Origin of the sequence: Paracoccus sp. MA, from assembly GCF_020990385.1 — a bacterium.
In the GTDB taxonomy this organism is placed as follows: Bacteria; Pseudomonadota; Alphaproteobacteria; order Rhodobacterales; family Rhodobacteraceae; genus Paracoccus.
The window spans coordinates 2,033,992-2,059,110 of sequence record NZ_CP087598.1; the positions used below are offsets into that span (position 1 = coordinate 2,033,992).

Annotated in this window: 23 protein-coding genes; 5 read left to right on the forward strand and 18 right to left on the reverse strand. The window is 68.8% G+C overall.

The window, feature by feature from the left end:
- Positions 1–13: 13 nt before the first annotated feature.
- The 11 genes from LOS78_RS17160 to hutI all read right to left on the reverse strand — a co-directional run bounded on the left by LOS78_RS17160 (position 14) and on the right by hutI (position 11,789).
- The gene (locus LOS78_RS17160; protein WP_230377582.1) at positions 14–1,117 is read right to left on the reverse strand and encodes an NADH:flavin oxidoreductase/NADH oxidase; all 1,104 of its coding nucleotides are present in this window, start codon (positions 1,115–1,117) and stop codon (positions 14–16) included.
- A 137-nt stretch (positions 1,118–1,254) separates the two neighbouring features.
- Positions 1,255–2,025 (reverse strand): amino acid ABC transporter ATP-binding protein, encoded by a 771-nt coding sequence (locus LOS78_RS17165; RefSeq protein WP_230377583.1) that lies wholly within the window; start codon positions 2,023–2,025, stop codon positions 1,255–1,257.
- A gap of 4 nt (positions 2,026–2,029) precedes the next feature.
- Positions 2,030–2,692 (reverse strand): amino acid ABC transporter permease, encoded by a 663-nt coding sequence (locus LOS78_RS17170; RefSeq protein ID WP_028714085.1) that lies wholly within the window; start codon positions 2,690–2,692, stop codon positions 2,030–2,032.
- Positions 2,692–3,339 (reverse strand): amino acid ABC transporter permease, encoded by a 648-nt coding sequence (locus LOS78_RS17175; protein WP_230377584.1) that lies wholly within the window; start codon positions 3,337–3,339, stop codon positions 2,692–2,694. The genes LOS78_RS17170 and LOS78_RS17175 overlap by 1 nt, the downstream gene beginning before the upstream one ends.
- Before the next feature lie 57 nt (positions 3,340–3,396).
- Entirely contained in the window at positions 3,397–4,215 is an 819-nt protein-coding gene (locus LOS78_RS17180) for a transporter substrate-binding domain-containing protein (protein WP_028714087.1), read from the reverse strand.
- A gap of 64 nt (positions 4,216–4,279) precedes the next feature.
- Entirely contained in the window at positions 4,280–5,956 is a 1,677-nt protein-coding gene (gene hutU / locus LOS78_RS17185) for a urocanate hydratase (RefSeq protein WP_230377585.1), read from the reverse strand.
- A gap of 12 nt (positions 5,957–5,968) precedes the next feature.
- The gene (locus LOS78_RS17190; RefSeq protein ID WP_230377586.1) at positions 5,969–7,123 is read right to left on the reverse strand and encodes an acyl-CoA dehydrogenase family protein; all 1,155 of its coding nucleotides are present in this window, start codon (positions 7,121–7,123) and stop codon (positions 5,969–5,971) included.
- Positions 7,120–8,268 carry a CaiB/BaiF CoA-transferase family protein gene (locus LOS78_RS17195; protein WP_028714090.1) on the reverse strand — a complete coding sequence of 383 codons (1,149 nt, stop codon included), beginning with the start codon at positions 8,266–8,268 and terminating at the stop codon, positions 7,120–7,122. Before LOS78_RS17195 ends, LOS78_RS17190 begins: the two co-directional genes overlap by 4 nt.
- On the reverse strand, positions 8,265–9,056 hold the full coding sequence (hutG, locus tag LOS78_RS17200; protein WP_230377587.1) for an N-formylglutamate deformylase: 792 nt from the start codon (positions 9,054–9,056) through the stop codon (positions 8,265–8,267). The genes LOS78_RS17195 and hutG overlap by 4 nt, the downstream gene beginning before the upstream one ends.
- A complete protein-coding gene (gene hutH / locus LOS78_RS17205) occupies positions 9,053–10,594 on the reverse strand; it encodes a histidine ammonia-lyase (protein WP_230377588.1) in 1,542 nt (513 codons plus the stop codon). The genes hutG and hutH overlap by 4 nt, the downstream gene beginning before the upstream one ends.
- Positions 10,587–11,789, reverse strand: coding sequence for an imidazolonepropionase (gene hutI, locus LOS78_RS17210; RefSeq protein ID WP_230377589.1), 1,203 nt, complete (start codon positions 11,787–11,789; stop codon positions 10,587–10,589). Before hutI ends, hutH begins: the two co-directional genes overlap by 8 nt.
- Before the next feature lie 96 nt (positions 11,790–11,885).
- Between hutI and LOS78_RS17215 the strand changes: the two genes are divergently transcribed.
- From LOS78_RS17215 to LOS78_RS17230, 4 genes are all read left to right on the forward strand, one after another.
- The gene (locus tag LOS78_RS17215) at positions 11,886–13,247 is read left to right on the forward strand and encodes a formimidoylglutamate deiminase (RefSeq protein ID WP_230377590.1); all 1,362 of its coding nucleotides are present in this window, start codon (positions 11,886–11,888) and stop codon (positions 13,245–13,247) included.
- Positions 13,244–13,945, forward strand: coding sequence for a GntR family transcriptional regulator (locus LOS78_RS17220; RefSeq protein WP_230377591.1), 702 nt, complete (start codon positions 13,244–13,246; stop codon positions 13,943–13,945). The genes LOS78_RS17215 and LOS78_RS17220 overlap by 4 nt, the downstream gene beginning before the upstream one ends.
- 68 nt (positions 13,946–14,013) lie before the next feature.
- Positions 14,014–14,802: an inositol monophosphatase family protein gene (locus tag LOS78_RS17225; protein ID WP_230377592.1), complete on the forward strand. Its 789-nt coding sequence runs from the start codon at positions 14,014–14,016 to the stop codon at positions 14,800–14,802.
- Between the two features lie 62 nt (positions 14,803–14,864).
- Positions 14,865–15,824: a DMT family transporter gene (locus tag LOS78_RS17230; protein WP_230377593.1), complete on the forward strand. Its 960-nt coding sequence runs from the start codon at positions 14,865–14,867 to the stop codon at positions 15,822–15,824.
- Here LOS78_RS17230 and LOS78_RS17235 read toward each other — a convergent pair.
- A complete protein-coding gene (locus LOS78_RS17235; protein ID WP_230377594.1) occupies positions 15,778–17,928 on the reverse strand; it encodes a lytic transglycosylase domain-containing protein in 2,151 nt (716 codons plus the stop codon). The genes LOS78_RS17230 and LOS78_RS17235 overlap by 47 nt on opposite strands.
- Before the next feature lie 106 nt (positions 17,929–18,034).
- On the opposite strand from LOS78_RS17235, the gene dapA reads away from it, so the two are divergent.
- The gene (gene dapA / locus LOS78_RS17240; RefSeq protein WP_028714099.1) at positions 18,035–18,910 is read left to right on the forward strand and encodes a 4-hydroxy-tetrahydrodipicolinate synthase; all 876 of its coding nucleotides are present in this window, start codon (positions 18,035–18,037) and stop codon (positions 18,908–18,910) included.
- Between the two features lie 230 nt (positions 18,911–19,140).
- Here the strand turns inward: dapA and LOS78_RS17245 are convergent, their stop codons facing one another.
- The 6 genes from LOS78_RS17245 to LOS78_RS17270 are packed head-to-tail and all read right to left on the reverse strand — an operon-like array spanning position 19,141 to position 25,052.
- Positions 19,141–19,524 (reverse strand): Na+/H+ antiporter subunit G, encoded by a 384-nt coding sequence (locus LOS78_RS17245; protein WP_024846085.1) that lies wholly within the window; start codon positions 19,522–19,524, stop codon positions 19,141–19,143.
- A 9-nt stretch (positions 19,525–19,533) separates the two neighbouring features.
- Positions 19,534–19,803 carry a K+/H+ antiporter subunit F gene (locus LOS78_RS17250; protein ID WP_024846086.1) on the reverse strand — a complete coding sequence of 90 codons (270 nt, stop codon included), beginning with the start codon at positions 19,801–19,803 and terminating at the stop codon, positions 19,534–19,536.
- The gene (locus LOS78_RS17255; RefSeq protein ID WP_230377595.1) at positions 19,800–20,291 is read right to left on the reverse strand and encodes a Na+/H+ antiporter subunit E; all 492 of its coding nucleotides are present in this window, start codon (positions 20,289–20,291) and stop codon (positions 19,800–19,802) included. Before LOS78_RS17255 ends, LOS78_RS17250 begins: the two co-directional genes overlap by 4 nt.
- A complete protein-coding gene (locus tag LOS78_RS17260; RefSeq protein WP_230377596.1) occupies positions 20,288–21,862 on the reverse strand; it encodes a monovalent cation/H+ antiporter subunit D in 1,575 nt (524 codons plus the stop codon). Before LOS78_RS17260 ends, LOS78_RS17255 begins: the two co-directional genes overlap by 4 nt.
- Complete coding sequence (locus tag LOS78_RS17265) at positions 21,859–22,212, reverse strand: Na+/H+ antiporter subunit C (protein WP_230377597.1); 354 nt, start codon at positions 22,210–22,212, stop codon at positions 21,859–21,861. Before LOS78_RS17265 ends, LOS78_RS17260 begins: the two co-directional genes overlap by 4 nt.
- Entirely contained in the window at positions 22,212–25,052 is a 2,841-nt protein-coding gene (locus tag LOS78_RS17270; protein ID WP_230377598.1) for a monovalent cation/H+ antiporter subunit A, read from the reverse strand. Before LOS78_RS17270 ends, LOS78_RS17265 begins: the two co-directional genes overlap by 1 nt.
- Positions 25,053–25,119: the final 67 nt, after the last annotated feature.

Below are 25,119 nucleotides of genomic sequence, written 5' to 3' on the forward strand. Positions count from 1 at the left end.
GCCCGCGCCGCGGTCACTTGCGGAACAGGTCCCGCAGCCCCGAGGGCTGGCTGCGCCAGAACTGCGGCGGCGCCGTGACGCTTGCACCCAGCTTCGCCGCCGCGTGCCAGGGCCAGCGCGGATCGTAAAGCACCGTCCGGGCCAGCGCGATCATGTCGGCATCGCCGGTGGCGACGATGGCTTCGGCCTGCTCGGGCTCGGTGATCAGCCCCACGGCGATGACCGGGATGCCCACGGCCTGCCTGACCGCCCGGGCCAGCGGCACCTGATAGCCGGGACCGACCGGGATCTGCTGGCGCGGATCCAGCCCGCCGCTGCTGACATGGATGGCGGCGCAGCCCCGCGCCTCCAGCGCCTGCGAAAAGGCAATGCTGCCCTCGATGTCCCAGCCGCCCTCGACCCAGTCCGTGCCCGAGATGCGCATGGTGACCGGATAGCCTTGCGGCACCGCGTCCCGCACCGCCTCGAAAACCTCCAGCGGAAAGCGCATGCGGTTTTCCGGGCTGCCGCCATAGTCGTCCTCGCGCCGGTTGGACAGCGGCGACAGGAACTGGTGCAGCAGATAGCCATGCGCGGCATGGATCTGGATCGCGTCGATCCCCAGCCGCACCGAGCGGCGCGCCGCCTCGGCAAAGGCGTCGCGCACCCGCGCCAGCCCGGCGCGGTCCAGCGCCAGGGGCGGGTTCTCGCCCTCGGCGAAGGGCAGGGCCGAGGCCGAAACGGTCTGCCAGCCATGCGCCGCATCGGGGGCGATCTGCGCCCCGCCCTCCCAGGGCTTCGCGGTCGAGGCCTTGCGCCCGGCATGGGCCAGCTGGATGGCGATGGGCATGTCCGACCAGGCCCGCACGCCCTTCAGCACCCGGTCCATGGCCGCCTCGGTCGCATCGTCCCACAACCCGACATCGGCATAGGAGATGCGGCCCTCGGGCAGGACAGCGGTGGCCTCGATGGTCAGGATCGCCGCGCCGGAATGCGACAGCGCGCCCAGATGGATCAGGTGCCAGTCGGTCATCCGCCCGTCCTCGGCCGAATACATGCACATCGGCGCGATGACAATCCGGTTCGCAAGGGTCTGGCCGCCAATGGCGATCGGCTCGAAAAGCTTCGGTTTGGGCATGAATGGGGTCCTTGCTGTTGCCCGTTCCAGATAAGCCTCGGCCGCCCCGCCGCAACCCCCCGCCGGCACGCTTCTTTCTTGCCCAAATATCCCGGGGGAGTCGCGGAACGCGACGGGGGCAGAGCCCCCGCCCGCCATCAGAAGCTGTTGCGCTCGTGATAGGTGCGCAGGAAATTCTGGATGCGCTGGTCCTTCGGCGCGTGGAAGATGGCCTGCGGGCTGTCCACCGCCACCAGCTCGCCCTTTTCCATGAAGGCGACCTGGTCGGCGACATGGGCGGCGAAGCCCATCTCATGCGTGACCACCACCATGGTCATCCCCTCATTCGCCAGCGCCTTCATCACGTTCAGCACCTCGCCCACCAGCTCGGGATCGAGCGCCGAGGTCGGCTCGTCGAACAGCATCAGCCGCGGCTCCATGGCGATGGCGCGGGCGATGGCGACGCGCTGCTGCTGGCCGCCCGACAGGCGCGAGGGGTGGTTGCCCATCTTGTCGGCCAGCCCGACCTTGGCCAGCGCCTCGGCGGCACGCTTTTCCGCCTCGGCTTTCGGCAGGCCGCGGACGCGGACCAGCCCCTCGGCCACGTTCTCCTTGGCGGTCATGTGCGGCCACAGGTTGAACTGCTGGAACACCATGCCGATGGCGCGGCGCATCTCGCGCAGCTTGCGCCCCGCCATCTTGCGGCCCGGCGCCTCGTAGCCGATCAGCTGGCCGTCGATGCGGATCTCGCCTGAGTCGTATTCCTCGAGGAAGTTGATGCAGCGCAGCAGCGTGGACTTGCCCGAGCCCGAGGGCCCGATCAGGCAGGTCACCTTGCCCGGCGGGATGGACAGGTCCACGTCCTTCAGCGCGTGGAAGGGACCGTAATACTTGTTGACCTTGCGGATCTCGACGGCGGATGCCTGCATCGGCTCAGGTCCTTTCGATCAGGTGTTTGGTGATGCGCGTCTCAAGCCGGCGGCCGATGCGCGAGATGGTCTCGACCAGCGCCCAGAAGAACAGCGCCAGCACCAGGTTCGCCTCCAGATAGCGGAAGGTCTCGGTGGACATGCGGCTGACCTGATACATCAGCTCGGGCACGGTGATGATCGACAGGATCACCGTCTCCTTGGTCAGGATGATCGAGAAGTTGACCAGCGCCGGCAGCGACGAGACCAGGCCCAGCGGCAGCAGGATGCGGCGCACGATGGCCGGCTCGGCCATGCCGATGGCGCGGGCGGCCTCGATCTGGCCATGCGGCACGGCGCGGAAGCCCGAGCGGAAGATCTCGGCGAAATAGGGGCTGCCGTAGAGGGTCAGGCCCAGCAGGCCCGCCGGCAGCGCGTCCAGCCGCAGCCCGATCAGCGGGCCGCCGTAATACAGCACGAAAAGCTGCACCAGGAAGGGCGTGCCGCGGATCACCTCGATATAGGCCTGGATGATCCAGCCCAGCCAGCGCGGCCCGTAGCGTTGCATGAGCGCGATCACCAGCCCCAGCGCCATGCCGAAGATGGTGCCGAGAACCCAGCACAGCACGGTGACGCCAAAGCCCCTCAGCAGGGCGGGGCCGTATTGTTCAAGGATGCTCCATTCCATCAGACGGCCGTCCTGTGTTCAAGGTAACGTCCCAGCGCCGCAAGGCAGAGGTTGATCGCCAGATAGATGCAGGCGGCGGCGATATAGACCTCGAGCGGGCGGAAGGTGGTCGCGGCCTGGGCCTGGCTGGCGCGGGTCAGTTCCAGGATGCCGACGACCGAGACCAGCGAGCTGGCCTTGACCAGCAGGATCAGCTCGTTGACCAGCGCCGGCAGCGACATGGTGAAGGCCTGGGGCAGGATCACCCGCATCCAGACATCGCGCGGGGTCATGCCGATGGCGACGGCGGCCTCGGTCTGGCCCCTGGGCAGCGCCGCGATGGCGCCGCGCCAGATCTCCGAGATATAGGCGCTGGCGCAGATGCCGACGGTGACGACCGCCGCGAAGATGGCGGGCACGTCGATGCCGATCACCGGCAGCGTGTAATAGAACACCAGCAGCTGGACCAGCAGCGGCACGCCGCGCAGGAAGCTGACCCAGATGGCGGCGAAGTTGCGCAGGGCCGCATAGGGCGACAGCCGCGCCGCACAGATCAGCGTGCCGATCACCAGCCCCAGCGCGATGCCAAGGCCCGAGATCAGCAGCGTATAGCGCGCCGCCCAGAACAGCGGTTCGAAACTTTGAAGAAAGACCGGGATGGAGAACATGCGCGCCTCGCCTTGGCCCTTGGGGAACGGGCGGGGCATCCCCCGCCCGCCAGCGGCTTAGTTGGTCGGGACTTCGCGGGGCAGTTCGGTATAGCTGCCCAGCCATTTCTCCTGGATCGCCTTGACCCGGCCGTCATCGGTCATCTTCAGCAGCGCGTCGTTGATGGCCTGGGCAAAGCTTTCGCTGGCTTCCTCCTTGCGCAGCACCCAGGCGAAATAGGTCGGCTGGCCGAACTGTGCCGGCTCGAACAGCGCGAAGGTCTCGGGGCGGTTCTTCACCAGATAGGTCAGGTTCGGAAGCGAGCCCGCCACCGCGTCCAGACGGCCGGCGGCCAGGTCGGCATAGGCTTCGTCCGTGGTGCCGTATTCCTTGACGTTCACGCCGCCCAGGCTTTCGCCATAGGCTTGCAGCTGGCGGAACTGCGCGGTGCCCTGCTGGACGCCGACGGTCTTGCCCTTAATGTCCTCGGGCTTGGTCAGCTCGGTGTTCGAGGCGGCCTTGACCAGCGAGACGGTGGCATCGGCGATCGGCAGGGTGAAGGTGTAACGCTCCAGCCGCTCGGGCGTGATGGTGACGGGCGCGATGACGATGTCGAATTTCTTGACTTCGAGGCCCGGCAGCTCGGCGGTCCAGGGGATGTCCTGATAGACCGGCTCGACGCCGATTTCCTTGGAAACCTCGTCGAACAGGTCCTTGGTCATGCCCTCATAGGTGCCGTTGTTCAGCATGTCGAAGGGGGCATAGTGCATGTCGGTGGCGGTGACGATCTTGCCGGCGGCCTTGATGTCGGCAAGCTGGTCGGCCTGCGCAGCAGTGCCGAGCGCAAGCGCGGTCAGGCCGAACAGGGCAGCCTTGATGCTGGTGTGGAAGGTCATGTCTGTCTCCTAGTTGGACGGTGAGGGGCGCGGCCCCGGTGCGTTGCGACGCCGCGCCTATGGATCAGAGAATGGCGGGCAGATTCAACCCGTGCTCCCGCGCGCAGTCCAGCGCGATCTGATAGCCCGCGTCCGCGTGCCGCATGACGCCGGTGGCCGGGTCGTTCCACAGCACGCGCGCCAGCCGCGCATCGGCATCCTCGCTGCCGTCGCAGCAGATCACCATGCCGGAATGCTGCGAAAAGCCCATGCCCACGCCGCCGCCATGGTGCAGCGACACCCAGGTCGCGCCCGAGGCAGTATTCAGCAGCGCGTTCAGCAGCGGCCAGTCGGACACCGCGTCCGAGCCGTCCTGCATCGCCTCGGTTTCCCGGTTCGGCGAAGCGACCGAGCCCGAGTCGAGATGGTCGCGGCCGATGACGATGGGCGCCTTCAGCTCGCCGTTGCGCACCATCTCGTTGAAGGCGAGGCCCAGCTTGTGGCGGATGCCAAGGCCGACCCAGCAGATCCGCGCCGGCAGGCCCTGGAAGCTGATGCGCTCGCGCGCCATGTCCAGCCAGTTGTGCAGATGTGGGTCGTCGACCAGTTCCTTGACCTTCCGGTCGGTCTTGTAGATGTCCTCGGGATCGCCCGACAGCGCCGCCCAGCGGAACGGGCCGATGCCCTTGCAGAACAGCGGCCGGATATAGGCCGGCACGAAACCGGGGAAGGCGAAGGCGCGCTCGAAGCCCTCTTCCAGCGCCATCTGGCGGATGTTGTTGCCGTAATCGACCGTCGGGATGCCCTGGTCGCAGAAGGCCACCATCGCCTCGACCTGCTTGCGCATGCTGGCACGGGCGGCGCGTTCGACGGCCTTGGGATCGGTTTCCTGGCGCGCGCGCCATTCGGCGACGGTCCAGCCCTGCGGCAGATAGCCATGCACCGGGTCGTGGGCCGAGGTCTGGTCGGTCACGATGTCGGGACGCACGCCGCGCTTGACCAGTTCCGGGAACACCTCGGCGGCATTGCCGATCAGCGCCACGGATTTCGCCTCGCCGGCCTTGGTCCAGCGGTCGATCATCTCCAGCGCCTCGTCGAGGCTGTGGGTCTTTTCATCGACATAGCGGGTGCGCAGGCGGAAATCGGCGCGGGTCTCGTCGCATTCCACCGCCAGGCAGCAGGCGCCGGCCATGACCGCGGCCAGAGGCTGGGCGCCGCCCATGCCGCCAAGCCCGGCGGTCAGGATCCACTTGCCCTTCAGGTTGCCGCCGTAATGCTGGCGCCCGGCCTCGACGAAGGTCTCGTAGGTGCCCTGCACGATGCCCTGGCTGCCGATATAGATCCACGAGCCGGCGGTCATCTGGCCGTACATGGCCAGGCCCTTCTTGTCCAGCTCGTTGAAATGGTCCCAGTTCGCCCAATGCGGCACCAGGTTCGAGTTGGCGATCAGCACCCGCGGCGCGTCCTTGTGGGTCTTGAATACGCCGACCGGCTTGCCGGATTGCACCAGCAGGGTCTCATCGGTCTCCAGCTTCTTGAGGCTGTCGACGATCAGGTCGAAATCCTTCCAGGTGCGGGCGGCGCGGCCGATGCCGCCATAGACCACCAGCTCATGCGGGTTCTCGGCCACGTCGGGATGCAGGTTGTTCATCAGCATCCGCATCGGCGCCTCGGTCAGCCAGCTTTTCGCGGTGATCTCGGTGCCGGTGGGCGGAAAGATGTCGCGGGTATTGTGACGCGGATTGGTCTGGGGGTTGTCCATCTCGGTCTCCGTTCAGGCCAGCATGTTGCCGGAAATGATGATGCGTTGGATTTCGGACGAACCTTCATAGATCCGCATGATGCGCAGATCGCGGTTGATCCTCTCGATGGGAAAGTCGCGGGTATAGCCATAGCCGCCATGCAGCTGCAGCGCGGTGTCGGCGATCCTGCCCGCCGCCTCGCTGGCGGCCAGTTTCGCCATGCTCGACGCCAGCGAGAACCGCCCGCCGTGGTCATGGGCCTGCTGGCGCTGGCGCGCGGCATCCTGCGACAAGAGCAGCGCCTGACGAAAAGCGACGCCCATGTCGGCGATCATCCAGCGGATGCCCTGCCGGTCGGTCAGCCGCTCGCCGCCGATGACGCGGTCCTTGGCATAGGCGATGGCGGCGTCCATCGCCGCTTTCGCCAGCCCCAGGCATTGCGCCGCGACCTCGATGCGGCCGTTGTCCAGCACCTGCATGGCGGTGCGAAAGCCCCTACCCTCTTCGCCCAGCAGGGCATCCTCGGGCAGCTGGCAGTCGAGGTTCAGGGTGAACACATGCCCGCCCTTCAGCCCCATGGTCTTTTCCGGTGCGCCCGGATCCAGCCCCGGCGTGCCTTTCGGCAGGATGAAGGCCGAGATGCCGCGATGGCCCTTCTCGGGATCGGTCACCGCATAGACGACGATGAAATCCGCCACGCCGCCGTTCGAGATGAAGCATTTCGTGCCCTTCAGGTGCCAGCCGGTTTCCGTGCGGCGGGCGCGGGTCTTCATGTCGGCGGGGTCCGAGCCGGCGGTCGGCTCGGTCAGGGCGAATGCCCCCAGCGCCCCGCCGGCGGCGGCTTTCGGCAGCCATTCCTGCTTTTGCGCCTCCGTTCCGCCGATCAGGATCGAATCGGTCGCCAGGTAATGCGCCGTCAGCGCCGAGGCCGTGGACCCGCAGGCCCCCGCCACGATGGCGACGGCGCGCAGCAGCGCCGGGGCCGAGATGCCCGAGCCGCCATAGGCTTCGGGCAGGTTCGCGCCCATCATCCCGGCCTCGCCCAGCACGGCAAGCTGGTCATGGACGAAACCCGAAGTCTCATCCGTCTCCGCCGCTCTGGGCGCGATCCGCTCGGCGCAGATGCGCTCTAGCACGTCGCAGAACAGCCTTTCCTCTTCGGCCAGCATGGGCCAGTCGTCGCTCATGCGGTCTCCTCCAATCCGAATGTGCGCAGGATGGCGGCGCGGTCGCCGCCAAGGCGCGGGGCCGAGGTCTCGGCCACGGGTTTCTCTGCATCGAAGCGCACCGGCTGGCCGACGGTCGGCGCCAGTCCCAGCACCGGATGCGGCAGGCGGCTGACCAGCCCGCGCGTCTGCGCATGCTCGTTGCCCGCAGCCTGGGCGATGTCCCAGATCGGCGCGGCGGGCAGGCCGACGCCGGCCAGAGCCGCGACGGCTTCCTCGGTCGTGCGCTCGCGCGACCAGCTTTCGATCAGGCGCTTGAGCTCGGGCTCATGCGCGGTGCGGCTTTCGTCGCTGGCAAAGCGCGGATCGTCCGCGGCATCCGGCGCGCCGATCAGCGCGGCCAGCGCGGCGAATTGCTTGCCGTTCAGCACCGCGATCACCACCTGCCCGTCTTGCGTCGCAAAACAGCCGAAGGGGGTGGACAGGGGATGGCGGTTGCCCACCCGCTGCGGCAGCGCCCCGGCATAGAAATGCAGCGCGTGGCTGGTGGTCAGCATCGAAAACAGCGCGTCATACATGGCGACATCCAGCGTGGCGCCCTGCCCCGTGGCGTTGCGATTGACCAGCGCCGCCATGATCGCCCAGCTTCCGAACAGGCCGGCGATCAGGTCGGCGACGCTTTCGCCGGTCTTCAGCGGCGCGCCGCCTTCCTCGCCGGTGCCGGCCATCAGCCCGGACATGGCCTGCACCACCAGGTCATAGGCCGGCAGGTCGCGGAACGGCCCGTCCTGGCCGAAGCCCGAGATCGAGCAATAGACCAGCCGCGGATTCGCCGCCCGCAGCGCCTCGGCCCCAAGGCCCAGCCGGGCCGCGACGCCGGGGCGGAAGTTCTCCACCACCACGTCGACCTGCGCCGCGATTTCGCGCGCCAGCGCCAGGTCGGCGGGGTCCTTCAGGTCTAGGACAAGGCTCTGCTTGCCGCGGTTGTTCAGCGTGAAGAGCGCGCTTTCGCCGTCCTTGAACGGGCCGATATGGCGATAGTCGTCGCCGGCGGGAGGCTCCAGCTTGATGATTTCGGCACCCAGATCGGCCAGAAGCGCGGTGCAATAGGGCCCCGCCAGCACGCGGGACAGGTCCAGCACCTTGATGCCTTGCAGCGGCTTCATGCGCGCAACTCCGGCGCCAGCGCGGCCAGGCGCTCAAGGATCGCCTTCAGCGTCACCCGCAGCGCCTCGGCCTTCTGCTCGTCATAGGCGAAGGGCGGGGTTTCGGTCGCCAGATGCGTCGCCTGCGCCAGTTCCATCTGGATGGCATGCACACCCTGCCCCGGCTGGCCGTAATGCCGCGTCGTCCAGCCGCCCTTGAAGCGGCCGTTCAGCACATGGCTGCGGCCGCTTGCGGCGCAAAGCTCGAACGTCGCGGCCTCGATGCGCTTGTCGCAAGCGGCGCCGCTGTTGGTGCCGATGTTGAAATCCGGCAGCACGCCCTGAAACAGGAAGGGGATCACCGAGCGGATCGAGTGGCAGTCATAAAGGATCGCCACGCCGTGACGCGCCCGCACCCGCTCGATCTCGGCGGCCAGCGCCGCGTGATAGGGGGCGTGGAACTGCGCTTTGCGGGTGGCGATCTCCTCGGCGGTCGGCTCCACCTCCCAGATCGGTTCGCCGTCGAAATCGGTCAGCGGCACAAGGCCGGTGGTGTTCTGCCCGGGATAGAGGCTCGCATCGTCCGGCCCGCGATTGGCGTCGATGACATAGCGGTGAAAGGTCGCCCGCACCGTTGTCGCGCCGGGCAGAAGCCCGTCATAGAGCCGATGGATATGCCAGTCGGCATCGGCCAGCACCTGCCCGCGCGGGTTCAGCCGGGCGCGCATCCCATCGGGCAGCCAGGTCCCGGTATGCGGCAGGCCGAGGATGACCGGGCTGTCGCCCTGCGTGACTTCGACGGGGGTCACGGCCGCACCTCGTCCAGCAGGTGGCCGGGAACGGCGCCGACCAGCACGCCCTCGCGCACCAGCCGGGCGGATTCGGCCAGGTCGGGGGCAAGATAGCGGTCCTGCTCCAGCGCCGGCACCGTCTGGCGCAGCGCGGCGATCACCGCCTGCAAGGGCGCCGAGGTCGCCAGCGGCGCGCGGAACTCGACGCCCGCGCTGGCGCAAAGCGCCTCGATGCCCAGGATCTGCGCGAGGTTCGCATTCATGCGCTTCAGCCGCCGGGCGCCATGCGCGGCCATGCTGACGTGATCCTCCTGATTCGCCGAGGTCGGCGTCGAGTCGGTGCTGCACGGCGTCGCCAGGTGCTTGTTCTCGCTCATCAGCGCCGCCGAGGTCACTTCCGCGATCATCAGGCCCGAGTTCAGCCCCGGATCGGGGGTCAGGAAGGGCGGCAGGTCATGCGACAGCGCCGGATCGACCATCAGCGCAATGCGGCGCTGGGAAATGGCGCCGATCTCGGCAATGGCCAGCGCGATCTGGTCGGCGGCGAAGGCCACCGGCTCGGCATGGAAGTTGCCGCCCGAGACGATGCGGTCGGCGCCGACCAGCACCAGCGGGTTGTCGGTGGCGGCGTTCGATTCGATCTCCAGCGTGCGGGCGGCCTGCCAGAGCAGGTCGATGCAGGCGCCCGTCACCTGCGGCTGGCAGCGGATGCAATAGGGATCCTGCACGCGCGTATCGCCCTCGCGGTGGCTCTCGCGGATCTCGGACCCATCCATCAGTGCGCGGATCGTCCGCGCCGCGACGATCTGGCCGCGATGGCCGCGCAGCGTGTGGATCTCGTCCAGGAAGGGCGCGGTCGAGCCCATGATCGCATCGGTCGAAAGCGAGGACGTGACCAGCGCCGCGCGGGCCGAGGCGAAAGCCTCGAACAGCCCCGCCAGCGCGAAGGCGGTCGAGACCTGGGTGCCGTTGATCAGCGCCAGCCCCTCTTTCGCGGCCAGCACCACGGGCGCGAGGCCGGCGGCGGCCAACGCCTCGGCGGCGGGCATCTCGCGGCCGTCATAGGTTGCGCGGCCCTCGCCCAGCATGGCGGCGGCCATATGCGCCAGCGGCGCCAGATCGCCCGAGGCGCCGACCGAACCCTGCGACGGGATCACCGGCAGCACGCCGCGCGCCAGCATGTCCTCGATCAGCTGGATCACCTGGGGGCGCACGCCCGAGGCGCCGCGGCCCAGCGACAGAAGCTTCAGCACCATGATCAGGCGCACGGTTTCCGGCTCGACCGGCTCGCCCACGCCGCAGCAATGCGACAGGATCAGGTTGCGTTGCAGGGTGGCGGTGTCCTCGGCCCTGATCTTGATCGAGGCGAGCTTGCCGAAGCCGGTATTCACGCCATAGACCGGCGCGTCACCATTGGCGGCGGCGGCGATGCGCGCGGCGGATTCGGCAATGCCGGGACGAGCCGAGTCGGCCAGCCGCACGGCTAGGCCCTGACGCCAGACCTGTTCAAGCTGCGCGAGCGTGGTTTCACCGGGGATAAGGATCAGTTCAGACAAGTTCGCCTCCGACGATGCGGGCATGAAGGGGGTTGAAGCCGATGCGATAGGTCAGTTCGGCCGGGTGCCGGATGTCCCAGACCGCCAGGTCGGCGCGCATGCCGGGCGCCAGCCGGCCGCGATCCGCAAGGCCCAGCGCCCGGGCGGCGTGGCGCGTGACACCCGCCAGGCATTCCGAGGGCGTCATGCGGAACAGCGTCGCGCCCATGTTCATGGTCAGCAGCAGCGAGGTCAGCGGCGAGGTGCCGGGATTGCAATCGGTGGCCAGCGCGATCGGCACGCCGGCATCGCGCAAGGCGCCCATCGGCGGGTATTGCGTCTCGCGCAGGGTATAGAAGGCGCCGGGCAGCAGCACCGCCACGGTGCCAGAAGCCGCCATGGCCTCGATACCGTCCGGTCCCAGATATTCCAGATGATCCGCCGACAGCGCGCCGTGCTGCGCCGCCATGGCCGCGCCGCCCAGGTCGGAAAGCTGCTCGGCATGCAGCTTGACCGGCAGGCCCAGCCTTGCCGCATGGTCGAAGATGCCGGCCATTTCCTCGCGCGTAAACGCGATGCCCTCGCAGAACCCGTCCACCGCGTCGATCAGCCCCTCGGCATGGCCGCGCTGCATGCCGGCGACCACCACCTCGCGGATATATCCCTCGCGGTCGTCCCTGTATTCCGGCGGCAAGGCATGGGCGGCCAGCCAGGTGGTGCGCACCGTCACCTTGCGGACCTGCCCGATGCGGCGGGCGACGCGCAGCATCTTCAGCTCGCTGTCGATGTCCAGCCCGTAGCCCGACTTGATCTCCAGCGTCGTCACGCCCTCGGCCAGCAGCGTATCGACACGCGGCAGGGCGGATGCCAGCAGCGCATCCTCATCCGCCTCGCGCGTGGCGCGGACGCTGGACAGGATGCCGCCGCCGGCCCGCGCGATCTCCTCGTAGGAGGCACCCTCCAGCCGCATCTCGAACTCGCGCGCGCGGTCGCCGCCGAAGACGATATGGGTGTGGCAGTCGATCAGCCCCGGCGTCACCAGCCGGCCGCCCATGTCGCGGCGCGTCGCATCGCCATAGCGCGCAGGCAGGTCCGATTCGGCGCCGACCCAAGCGATTCGCCCGGCCTCGATCACCAGCACCCCCTGCTCGATCAGGCCGTAACTACCTGATTCTTCGTCCATCGTGACAAGCTGGGCGTTATGGAGAAGCTGCATCGGATCGCATCCCGGATTGATTTCTCGGTTGTTCTATGTCTAAACTTAATTAATCTCTATGTCTAAACTTATTTTGGCGCAAAGAAGGGCGACGGGATGACGGTTATCTGGGCGGAACGGGCCTTGTTGCCCGATGGATGGGCAGAAAATGTCCGGGTGACGGTCGAGCAAGGCCGAATCGCCGCCGTGGAAAAGGATGCGGCGCCGCAGGGCCATCGCGCCGGCCTGCTGCTGCCGGCGCTCGCGAACCTGCACAGCCACGCCTTCCAGCGCGCCATGGCCGGGCTTTCCGAGGCGAAGGGCCCCGAGCCGCGCGACACCTTCTGGACCTGGCGGCAGATCATGTATCGCTTCCTCGACCACCTGACGCCCGAGGATGTCGAAGCCATCGCCGCGCTGGTGCAGATGGAGATGCTGGAGGCCGGCTATGCCACCAATGTCGAGTTCCACTATCTGCACCACCGTCCCGGGGCTGGGCATTACGACAATATCGCCGAGATGGGCGAACGCATCGCCGCCGCGGCCGGCCGCACCGGCATCGGCCTGACCCTGCTGCCCGTGCATTACCAGTTCGGCGGCGTGGACCGTCGGCCGCTCGCCCCCGGCCAGAACCGCTTCGGCACCACGCCCGAGGAATTCCAGCGCCTGCTGGAAGGCTGCGAGGCGGCGCTGCGCGCCCTGCCCGGCGATTCCGGCATCGGCGTCGCCCCGCATTCGCTGCGCGCCGTCTCGCCCGAGGGGCTGGCGGCCTGCGTCGCGCTGCGCCCCGGCCGGCCGCTGCACATGCACCTGGCCGAGCAGGTGCCCGAGATCGAGGAAATCAGCGCCGCCTATGGCCGCCGCCCGGTCGAATGGCTGCTGGAGAACCACGGCCCCGACCGGTGCTGGACGCTGATCCACCTGACCCACATGACCGAGGACGAGACCCGCCGCCTGGCCGCCACCGGCGCCGTGGCGGGCCTTTGCCCGATCACCGAATCGTCGCTGGGCGACGGCATCTTCAACGGCACCATCTGGGCCGGGGAAAGCGGCCGCATCGGCTTCGGCTCGGACAGCAACATCCGCATCTCGCTGGTCGAGGAGTTGCGGACGCTGGAATACAGCCAGCGCCTGCGCGACCGCGGCCGGGCGATCCTGGCCGAGCCGGGGCGCTCGACCGGCCGGGTGATCTACGAGGCCGGGCTGGACGGCGGCGCCACGGCGGCGGGGCGCGAGACCGGGGCGATCCGGCCGGGGCTCTGGGCCGATCTGGTCGCGGTCGGGCTGGACAATCCGGTGATGTTCGGCCGCAAGGGCGACCAGATGCTCGACAGCCTGGTCTTTGCCGGCCATGACGGGCTGGTCCGCGACGTCTGGTCGGCGGGCCGCCACGTGGTGCGGGACGGCCGGCATATGGACCGCGACCGCATCATCGCCGATTATCTGGCGACCATCGCCCGACTTCAGGACCGCATGTGACCGAAAGAAGCTCCTCCAAGGCCCAGGCCATCACCAGCGAGGTGCGCCGCCGCATCGTGGACCGCGAATGGCGGCAGGGCGACCGCATCCCGGACGAGGCCGAGCTGGCCGTCGAGTTCGGCGTCGCCCGCGCCACGGTGAACAAGGCCCTGCAGATGCTGGCCGAGGAGGGGCTCTTGGACCGCAAGCGCCGGGCCGGCACCCATGTGACGGTGAACCCGGCGCGCAAGGCCACGCTGACCATCCCCATCGTGCGCGAGCAGATCGAGCAGGCGGGGATGGAATACAGCCACCGGGTCATCGCGCAGAAGGAAAGCCCGATCCCGGCCGAGATCGCGCAGCGCATGGAACTGCCCGAGGGGCGGATGCTGATCCATCTGCGCACCGTGCATTACGGCGACGGCAAGCCCTTCCAGGTCGAGGACCGCTGGATCAATCCCGGCGCCGCGCCCGGCGTCGCCGGCATCGACTTCCACCGCGTCAACGCCAATGAATGGCTGGTGCGCAACGCGCCCTGGCTGCGCGCCGACATGGCCTTTTCGGCCGAGAACGCCAATGCCCGCGACGCCCGGCTGCTGGAGACCCGGCAGGGCAGCGCGCTGCTGATCCTGCAGCGCACCACCTTCAACGACCTGGGCGCGATCACCACCGTCCGGGTGGCCTTTCATCCCGGCTATGCCATGATCGCAACGCACTAGACGCCGCGCCGGCTTCACTTTGCGCGGCCCTTCGCCTAAGAGGCTGGCAATCCCAAAAAGGAAAAGCCATGGCCAGCGCCAATCTCAACATCATGATCAAGGCCGCGCGCAAGGCGGGCCGCAGCCTCGTCAAGGACTTCCGCGAGGTCGAGAACCTGCAGGTCTCGGTCAAGGGCGCCGGCGATTTCGTCAGCCGCGCCGACCGCGAGGCCGAGCGCATCATCAAGGAAGAACTGCGCACCGCCCGCCCGAACTATGGCTGGATCGGCGAGGAAACCGGCGAAGAGGCCGGCGAGGACCCGACCCGGCGCTGGATCGTCGATCCGCTGGACGGCACCACCAATTTCCTGCACGGGTTGCCGCATTGGGCGATCAGCATCGCGCTGGAGCACAAGGGCGAGATCGTCGCCGGCGTGGTCTTCGACGCCGCCAAGGACGAGCTGTTCACCGCCGAAAAGGGCGACGGCGCCTTCCTGAACGACCGCCGCATCCGCGTCTCGGGCCGCCGCCAGATGATCGAATCGATCTTCGCCACCGGCGTGCCCTTCGCCGGGCGCGGCACCCTGCCCGCCACGCTGCGCGACCTGTCGCGGCTGATGCCGCTGACCGCCGGCGTGCGGCGCTGGGGCGCGGCCTCGCTGGATCTGGCCTATGTTGCGGCCGGCCGCTACGAGGGCTATTGGGAACGCGGCATCAAGTCCTGGGACGTGGCCGCCGGCAGCCTGCTGGTGAAAGAGGCCGGCGGTTTCGTGGAATCGATCCGTTCCGAGGAAAGCCCGGTCGAATCGGGCTCGATCGTCGCCGCCAACCCGCAGCTTTTCGACGAGTTCGCAGGAATAGTGCGTCAACGGGACTGAGCCCGGCTTGACCTTTCCGGCGCGCGAAGGCATGGGCGAGTCTCAAGCCCGGGATTCCCGCCATGCCAAATAACCGCCAGACGGGGCCGCTGATGGCCCCGGCAGCCCGTCCGCCTGCCGTTCCCCCGCCGCTTGCCGCGCCCCGCGCCGAACGGCAGGGCACGGCGATCCTGCTGATCTGCGGCTCGGCGCTGATCTTCGCGGCGCAGGACGGCATCTCGCGCCATCTGGGCGCAGCCTATTCGCCGATCTTCGTGATCATGCTGCGCTACTGGTTCTTCGCGGCCTTCGTGATCCTGCTTTGCGCCCGCGCGCCGGGCGGGCTGTCGCGCGCCCTGCACTCGAAACGGCCCTGGACGCAGATCTTCCGCGGCGTGCTGCTGGTGGCCGAGGTGGTGATCACGGTCGAGGCCTTCGTGCGGCTGGGCCTGATCAACACCCATGCGATCTTTGCCTGCTATCCGCTGCTGATCTCGGCGCTGTCCGGCCCGATCCTGGGCGAAAAGGTCGGCTGGCGCCGCTGGGCGGCGGTCGCCGTGGGCTTTGCGGGCATCCTCATCGTGCTGAAACCGGGCAGCGGCGTCTTCAGCGCCGATGCGGTGCTGCCCTTCGTCGGCGCGGCCATGTTCGCGGTCTATGGGCTGCTGACCCGGATGGTCGGGCGCGACGACCCGGCCATGGTCAGCTTTTTCTGGACCGGCATCGCCGGGGCGGTCGCCATCACCCTGGTCGGCATCTGGCATTGGGAACCGATCGCCGGGCGCGACATCCCCTGGCTTCTGCTGCTGTGCCTGACGGCCGTGGTGGCGCATTTCATGCTGATCAAGGCCTATGAGCTGGCCGAGGCCTCGGCCCTGCAGCCGTTTTCCTACACCCAGCTGGTCTGGGTCAGCATCTTCGGCGTGGTGATCTTCGGCGAGACGCTGGCGCCGAACGTCGCGCTCGGCGGGCTCATCGTGGTCGGCGCGGGGCTCTTCACCTGGTGGCGCTCGCGCCAGCGCGAGCGGGCCGGGCTGACGTGACGGCGCCGGCGCTGGCCGCCTCGACCGGCGCCGGACCCAGCACCTCGGCCAGCGCCCCGCCCGAGGCATAGCCGGCCAGCGTGCGCGCCGGCATCACCGGCCGGGCAGAGACCGTCAGCCGGATGGGCGGCGGCGCCGGCGCGGGCTTCATGCCGCCCCCGGTCAGATCCCAGCTCGGCACCAGCGGCACCGGCGCGCCCTTGATGCGGGCGCGATAGACGGGCAGCGCCTCGGCCACGCGCATGACGTAGTTGCGCGTCTCGTCGAAGGGGATCATCTCGACCCAATCGACCGGATCGACCTCGCCGCGCAGGTCGCCGAACTCGCCCAGCCAGCGGGCCGAGCGGCCGGGCCCGGCATTGTAGCCCGCCGCGACCAGCGCGACCGAGGGGCCGAAGCGTTCGCGCAGCCCCGCCAGATAGGCCGCGCCCAGCCGGGCGTTATAGGCGGCGTCGCGGGTCAGCCGCGCCTGGTCGAAGGGCTCGCCGATCCTGCGCGCCATCGAGCGCGCGGTGTCGGGCATGACCTGCATCAGCCCCAGTGCCCCGGCATGCGAGGAAACGGTATGGTTGAACTCGCTTTCCCGCCGGGCAATGGCCATGACCAGCTCGGGCGGCAGGCCCAGTTCGGCCTGCTCAAGCCCGGTCAGCGGGAAATAGGCGGCCGGATAGACGGCGCCCTTGGCGGCGGCGGCCTTGGCCAGCCGCAGCGCGTGCCAGGGCAGCCGCATCTCCAGCATCATCCGCGCCATGCGGCCGATATCCTCGGGCGCGGCGGTCTCGGCCAGGTGCAGGAAGAAGCGCGCGCCCTGATCGGCCTCGCCCGCCGCGACCAGCCAGGTGCCGGCCTGCCAGACCGGGTTCTCGCGCAGGCGGCTGCCGCGCCAGTCGGGCAGGCTGGCCTCGCTGCGCCCGGCAAGGGCCAGGTCGGGCAGCATCGGCAGGCCCAGCCGTTCCGCGGCCAGCTGCCCGTACCAGGCCGACTGATAGCCGGCGGCGCGGGCATAGGCCGCATCGGCGCCGGCCTCGTCGCCCCCGGCCTCCAGCGCCCGGCCCTGCCAGTAATGCGCGCGGGACAGCGAGATCGGGCTGGCCACCGCCTGCTCCAGCGTGCGGAAATGCCGAAGCGCCCGGTCCGCCGCGCCGCCGCGCAGCGCGGCGTAGCCGGCAAGCCATTCCAGGTCCGAATAGGCATCGCTTCCCGGCGGCAGGAAATGCCCGGCCGCCAGTCTCTCGGCCAGCGCCCAGTCGCCCTGCCGCAATGCCAGCCGGGCGTAATCGGCGCGCTTGCCGGCCCAGGCGGCGGGGTCGCGCAGCGCCTCGGCGCTGGTCGAGCGTTCCAGCATCAGCGCGCGCGCCAGGTCCGGCATCTTGGCCCAGACCCGCCAGCGGAAGCGGTCCAGCGCCAGCCCCGCATCGCCCCGCTGCGCGTCCGGCAGGGCCAGGATCAGCGCATCCACCCCCGCCTGCCCCGATTGCAGCGCCAGCCGCGCGCGGCCCAGGGCCTGCGCGGGATCCGAGGCCAGGGGCAGCACCACCTGCGCCGCCTGCCATTCGCCCAGATCCAGAAGCCGCATCAGCCGCGCATCGTGCAGGCCGGCAACCTCGGCGCCATGCGCGGCCAGGAAGGCGTCGGCCTCGGGCTTGGTCAGCGCCTGCTCGGACCAGAAGCGGGCGATCTCGGCCTTGGCGGCCGGCGGGTCGGTGGCCTGCAGGGCGGCGATCAGCGCCATCGCGCCGTTCAGCGTGTCCGGGCGGCGGGTGCCGAACCACGCGATCACCTCGGCCGGCGGCAGGTCCGGGCGCAGCACCGCGTCGCCGCGCTTCCAGAACAGCGCCATGCCGGGCCAGTCGCGGTTGCGGGCGGCGAAATCGCGGTATTCCGGCCAGCTGCCCTGCCCGGCCCGCAGCCGCTGCCACTGGATCAGGTCGCGGGCGATGGGGCCCGAGGCCTCGGCCTCGGCCGTGGCGGTCGCCCAGTCGCGCATCGCCGCCGCCGCAAGCGCGCGCGACAGGTGCCCGGCATCCTCGGCCCCGGCCGGCTGGGCAAGGCTTACGGCAAGGGCCAGCACCGGCGCCAGGAGCCTGTCACGGAAAGGATACATCATGCCCCCCTTTCTGCGAGGTTCCGCCGGGCGGCGCAACTCACATCCTTGGCAATCCGCGCGCCCGGATGTAAGCCGCCAGCAGAGGCAAATTCAGGATACCCACATGTTCAAAGGCTCGCTGCCCGCGCTGGTCACGCCCTTCACCCCGGACGGGGAGCTGGATCTCCCCGCGCTGGAAAAGCTCGTCGACTGGCATGTCGCACAGGGCAGCCACGGGCTGGTGCCCGTCGGCACCACCGGCGAAAGCCCGACGCTGAGCCATGAGGAACACCGCAAGGTCATCGAAGAGGTGGTGCGCATGGCCGCCGGCCGCATCCCGGTCGTCGCCGGCGCCGGCTCGAACTCGACGCGCGAGGGGATCGGGCTGGTGCAGCACGCGCAGGCCGCCGGCGCCGATGCGGCGCTGGTGGTGACGCCCTATTACAACAAGCCGACCCAGGCCGGGCTGATCGCGCATTACACCGCGCTGCACGACGCCAGCGACCTGCCGATCATCATCTACAACATCCCCGGCCGCTCGGTCATCGACATGCTGCCCGAGACCATGGGCGAACTGGCGAAGCTGCCGCGCATCATCGGCGTCAAGGACGCCACCGGCAAGCTTGAGCGGGTCAGCCAGCAGCGCGCCGCCTGCGGCAAGGATTTCGTGCAGCTTTCGGGCGAGGACGCCACCGCGCTCGGCTTCAACGCCCATGGCGGGGTGGGCTGCATCTCGGTCACGGCGAATGTGGCGCCGAAGCTCTGCGCCCAGTTCCAGGAGGCGACGCTCGCCGGCGACTACGCCAAGGCGCTGGACTACCAGGACAGGCTGATGCCGCTGCACGAGGCGATCTTCCTTGAGCCGGGCGTCGCCGGGGCGAAATATGCCATGTCGCGGCTGGGTCTTTGCAGCGACGCCGTGCGCCTGCCGCTGGTCGGGCTGACCGAGGCCACCAAGGCGCGGATCGACGCGGCCTTGGCCCATGCCGGGCTGATCTGAGCGGCGCATCAGGACGGACAAGGGGGGCGGGTTTCCGTCCCCTTTTTCATGCCCTGGCCTGGCCGGACCGCCGCGGCCGGGGGCTTTGCGCCCCCGGACCCCCGCAGGATATTTGGACAAGAAAGAAGCGGCTGGCCGGCCACCTCTCTGCCTGGTTCTTTCTTGTCCAAATATCCTGGGGGAGCGCGGAACGCGCGGGGGCGAAGCCCCCAAACGGGCTTGTCGCCTTGCTAATCCCCGGGACGGCGATCGACAAGGCTGGCCTTGTCCGGATCGGCGAAGGTGGCCCAGTCCTTGCCGGGCGCCGGACGGGGCAATTCGTCGCGGCTCCAGCCCAGATGCATATGGGCCTTGGCGATGAAATAGCCGGTGACCGGGGCAGTCAGGAACAGGAACAGCGTGATCAGCAGCTCGTGCCAGGTCAGCGCCCCGTGCCGTGCCGGGAACCAGATCAGCGAGGCGATCAGCACCGCCCCCACCCCCAGCGTCGCCGATTTCGTCGGCGCGTGCAGGCGCGTCATCGGGTCTGGCAGCTTGACCAGCCCGTAGGAGCCGACGAGCCCGAAGAACCCGCCCACCACCAGCAGAACCGAGACGACGATTTCCGCGATCATGCCCGCCCCCTATTCGATGATGTCGCCGCGCAGGACGAATTTCGCATAGGCCACGGTCGAGATGAAGCCGACCATGGCGAAAAGCAGCGAGGCCTCGAAATACATCCCCGTGCCCTTGTCGATGCCGAACAGCGTCAGAAGCGCGATCATGTTGATCGCCATGGTGTCCAGCGCCAGCACCCGGTCCGACAGGCCCGGTGCGAAGACCACGCGATAAAGGCAGAACAGCAGCGCCAGCCCGAAGCAGCCATAGGCGAAGAGAAGCGCGTAAGCGATCATTCGAAGATCTCCTTCAGCCGGGCCTCGTAGCGGGTCTTGATCTCGTCCAGCACCGCCTCGGGGTCGGGGGCGTGCATGGCGTGGACCAGCAGGGCGCGCCCGTCCTCGGACAGGTCACAGCTGACGGTGCCGGGGGTGAGGGTGATGGTCGCGGCCAGGGCGGTGATCGCCTCGGGGCGGCGCAGGTCCAGCGGCACCGCGATCCAGGCGGGCTGAAGCGCCCGGCGCGGCATGAACAGCACGATGCGCGCCACGGTGAAATTCGCCTTGGCGATGTCCCAGATCACCATGGCCAGATAGGCCGGGATGCGCTGCGGCTTGCTGTAGCCGTTGGCGCCCGGCCAATAGGGCGCGGTGATCAGCGGCACCACCACGCCGATGATCGCGGCAAAGACCAGCGAGCCGACCGCCCAGCGGTTGACCAGGGCCATCCAGACCAGGACCAGCGTGACCGACAGCCAGGGATGCGGGAGCAGGCGGCGGATCATTTCGTGCCCTCCTGCCCTTCCAGCACCGCCGAGACATAGGCGTCGGGATCATGCAGCTGCGCGGCGGTCGCCTCGGCAAAGCGCATGGCCAGGCCGGCAAAGGCGGTCAGGGCCACGATGCCCGACAGAAGCAGCGCCACTGAGGCCACCGCCAGCCAGTTCGCCGGCGCATCGCCGAGGTCCTGGACCGGCTCGTCCGGCTCCAGCTTGGGGCCGGCCGCGACCGTCGGCGCCGGCACCGGCGCCGGGCCGAGCTCGAAGCTCTTCCAGAAGACGATCGAGCCGGCGCGCGACATGGCATAGATCGCGATCAGCGAGGTGATCAGAATCGTCGCCCAGATCCAGACCATCGCCGGGGCCGCGCCGGTGGCCTGCATCACCAAGAGCTTGCCGATGAAGCCGGAAAACGGCGGCATGCCGACCACGGCGATGGCCGCGGTGAAATACAGCGCCGCGACCAGCCCGTTGCCCGGCATCACCCGGTCCAGCCGCAGCCACAGATCGCCCCGGCGCGCGCCGATCATGTCCACGATCAGGAACAGCGCCCCCGCCGCCAGCGTCGAGTGGATCAGGTAATAGACCGCCGCCGCGGTGCCCTGCGGGGTGAACTGCGCCACCGCGATCATCAGCGTCCCGATCGAGCCGATGGCGGCGAAAGCGGCCAGCCGGCCCAGATGGCGGGTGCCCAGGATGCCGATCTGGCCGATGGCCAGCGTGAACAGCGCCGCCGGCAGCAGCAGGTCGGCCACCACGCTTTGGGTCACGGCGTCCTGCGGAAAGACCAGGGTGAAGAAGCGGATGATGCCATAGACCCCGACCTTGGTCATGATGGCGAACAGCGCCGCCACCGGCCCCGGCGCATTGGCATAGGTCGAGGGCAGCCAGAAATGCAGCGGCACCAGCGCCGCCTTGACGGCAAAGACCAGCATCAACAGCACCGCGCCGGCGCGCAGCAGCGCCGTATCCTCGGCCGGCATCGCCGCCACGCGCAGGGCCATGTCGGCCATGTTCAGCGTGCCGGTGACGGAATAGAGCACCCCCAGCGCCGCCAGGAACAGGGTCGAGCCGGCCAGGTTGTAGGCGATATACTGCACCCCGGCGCGCAGCCGCATCTCGCCCCCGCCGTGGATCATCAGACCGTAGCTGGCGATCAGCAGGATCTCGAAGAAGACGAACAGGTTGAAGGCGTCGCCGGTCAGGAAGGCGCCGCAGACGCCCATCAGCTGGAACTGCCAGAGCGCATGGAAATGCCGGCCCTTGCGGTCCCAGCCCGAGCCCATGGCGTAAAGCTGCACCGCCAGCGCCAGCATCGCGGTCAGAAGCAGCATCAGCGCCGCCAGCCGGTCCAGCATCAGCACGATGCCGAAGGGCGCGGCCCAGTTGCCGAGGCGATAGACCTGCACCTCTCCGCCCGCGGCGAGCAGGTTCAGGTAAAGCGCCACCGCGGCCAGAAGCGCGGTCCCGGCGACCGAGAACACCCGCTGCAACAGCAGGTCGTTGCGCATCCACAGGATGATGAGCGGCCCGATGACGGCGGGCAGGACGACGGGGGCGATGATCAGATGGCTCATGCCTGGTCATCCCTCGGCAGGCGGTCGGCGCGCGGCATGTCCACCCGGTCGTCGCCGCCTTCCAGGAAGGCCCCCAGCGCCATCATCACCACCACCGCGGTCATGCCGAAGCTGATGACGATGGCGGTCAGCACCAGTGCCTGCGGCAGCGGGTCGGTATAGACCTCCACCCCCTTTTGCAGGATCGGCGGCGCGTTCACCACCAGCCGCCCGGTCGAGAACAGGAACAGGTTGATGGCATAGCTGAGCATGGTCATGCCCAGCACCACGGCGAATGTCCGCAGCCGCAGGATCAGATAGACCCCGGCGGCGGTCAGCATGCCGATCGCGCTCGACAGCAGAAGTTCCATCAGCGCCGCGCCTCCCTGCTGGGGTCGATGTCCATCGGGTCCAGGTTCACCGTCTCGCCCGCCTGCCGCGCGATCCGCGACAGCGAGTTCAGGGCCAGCATCACCGCCCCGACCACGCACAGGAACACGCCCAGATCGAAGCCCATGGCCGAGGCCAGCTCGAATTCTTCGAGCCCCGGCAGCTTCACATAGCCATAGGCCGAGGTCAGGAAGGGCAGGCCGGCGAACCAGGCGCCGATTCCGGTCAGCCCGGCGGCGATGACGCCGGCGCCGATCAGCGCGTGATAGTTGATCTTTTGCCGCTCCTGCGCCCAGGCAAAGCCCGAGGCCATGTATTGCGACACCAGCGCCACCGCGACCACCAGCCCGGCGATGAAGCCGCCGCCCGGCATGTTGTGGCCGCGCAGGAAGATGTACAGCCCGACCACCAGCGAAACCGGCAGGATCAGCCGCGTCACCACCACCAGCGTCAGCGGATGCCGGTCGCCGGCCCGGCGGCTGTCATGGATCCAGTTGCGCAGCCGCCGGCCGCTGGCGCCGGCCAGCAGCGTCTCGGTCAGGGCGAAGATGGTCAGCGCGGCGATGCCCAGCACCGTGATCTCGCCGAAGGTATCGTAGCCGCGGAAGTCCACCAGGATCACGTTGACCACGTTGTCGCCGCCGCCCAGCCTGTAGCTGTTGGCCAGCATGTATTCCGAGATCGAGGAAAAGGCGAAATCGCTGCGCATGATCACATAGGCCAGCGCCCCGAAGCCCAGCCCGGTCAGCGTGGCGATGAAGGCGTCGATGCCGCGCTTGCGGTCGCGGCTGTCGATCACCGTGAACTTGGGCAGGAAGTTCAGCGCCAGCAGCAGCAGGACGACCGTGACCACCTCGACCGAGATCTGCGTCAGCGCCAGGTCGGGGGCCGAAAAATAGATGAAGCTGACCGAGACCATCAGCCCGATGATGCCGACCAGCACCAGCGCCAGGATGCGCTGGCGGTGAAAGGCCACCATGCAGCAGATCGCCACCATCAGCGCCGCCCAGCCGACCAGCGGCACCGGCTGGACCGGCAGCATCGGCCGGGTCGCGCCCTGCCAGCCGCCGGTCGAGAAGGCCCAGAAGCCGCAAAGCACCACGGTCAGCGAAAAGGCGGCAAGGGCGCGCGACATCGAGCCGTTGGTCAGCCGGTCGGTGAAGACGCCCGCCGCGCCGGTCGTCCAGCGGGTGATGGCGTCGAAGATCGCCTTGGCGTCCGGCCAGGCCATCGCCGCCCGCATGGCCAGCAGGTGGCGGTTCAGCGCCAGCAGCAGCGCCCCGCCGATCAGCGCGGTGATCGACAGCATCAGCGCCGGGGTCACGCCATGCCACAGCGCCAGATGCGGATGCTGGGCGGTGCCGGTGACGGCGCTGGCCGAGACATCGACCAGCCAGCCGGCCATGCCGGCGGGAAACAGCCCGATCAGCACCACCAGCACCACCAGCAGCGCAGGGGCGGACCACAGGCCGAAGCCCGGGTCATGCGGGCGATGCGGGTAGTCCTGACGCGCGGGGCCGAAGAACACCTGCCAGACGAATCGCAGCGAATAGCAGACCGAGAACAGCGCCCCCAGCGTCGCCATCGCCGCGATCAGCCAGGGATTGCCCTGCCAGGCGGCATGGGTCGCCTCTTCCAGCATCAGCTCTTTCGACAGGAAGCCGTTCAGCGGCGGGATGCCGGCCATGGACAGCGCCGCCACGGTGCCGATGACGAAGGTCACCGGCATCAGCCGCCGCAACCCGCCCAGACGGGCGATGGAACGCGTGCCGGCCTCGTGGTCGATGATGCCGGCGGTCATGAACAGCGCCGCCTTGAAGGTGGCGTGGTTGATGATGTGGAATACCGCCGCCCCCGCCGCCGCCTCGGTGCCGAAGCCCAGAAGCATGGTGATGAGGCCCAGATGCGAGACGGTGGAAAAGGCCAAGAGCGATTTCAGGTCGTCGCGGAAGATGGCGATCCAGGCCGCCAGCACCATGGTCGCAAGCCCGGTGGTGGCGACGATATAGAACCATTCCGGCGTGCCCGACAGCACCGGCCACAGCCGCGCCATCAGGAACAGCCCGGCCTTCACCATGGTCGCCGAATGCAGATAGGCCGAAACCGGCGTCGGCGCCGCCATGGCATGCGGCAGCCAGAAATGGAACGGGAACTGCGCCGATTTGGTGAAGGCGCCCAGCAGGATCAGCAGCAGCGCCGGCAGGTAGAGCGGGCTGGCCTGGATCGCCTCGCGCGCCTGCAGGATATCCGAAATGTCGAAGCTGCCGGCGATATTGCCCAGGATCAGCATGCCCGCGATCATCGCAAGCCCGCCCATGCCGGTCACGGTCAACGCCATGCGCGCGCCCTGCCGCCCCTCAGGCAGGTGCTTCCAATAGCCGATCAGCAGGAAGGAGGACAGCGAGGTCAGCTCCCAGAACACCAGCAGCAGCAGGATGTTGTCGGACAGCACGATGCCCAGCATCGCGCCCTGGAACAGCATCAGATAGGTGTAGAACACCCCCGCCGGATCCTTGCGCGACAGGTAATAGCGGGCATAGGCGATGATCAGCAGGCCGATGCCCAGGATCAGGATGCCGAAGAGCAGGCCCAGCCCGTCGATGCGGAAATGCGCGTTCAGCCCCAGCGAGGGCAGCCAGGCGAAACGCGCCGTGATTACCTCGCCCGCCATGATCGCCGGGATATGCAGGCAAAGTCCCAGCAGCGCGAGGAAGGTCGCCGTCGCGCAAGAGACCGCAGCGACATCCCGCCCCGAGCGGATCAGCAATCCGGGCAGCAGCGCCCCGATGAACGGAAGCACGGCGATCAGTGCTGGCGACATTGTCCCTCGTCCCTTTTCGTGCCCCTCTGTCCCCGATGGGGACCTGCGATGTCAAGCGGATGACAAA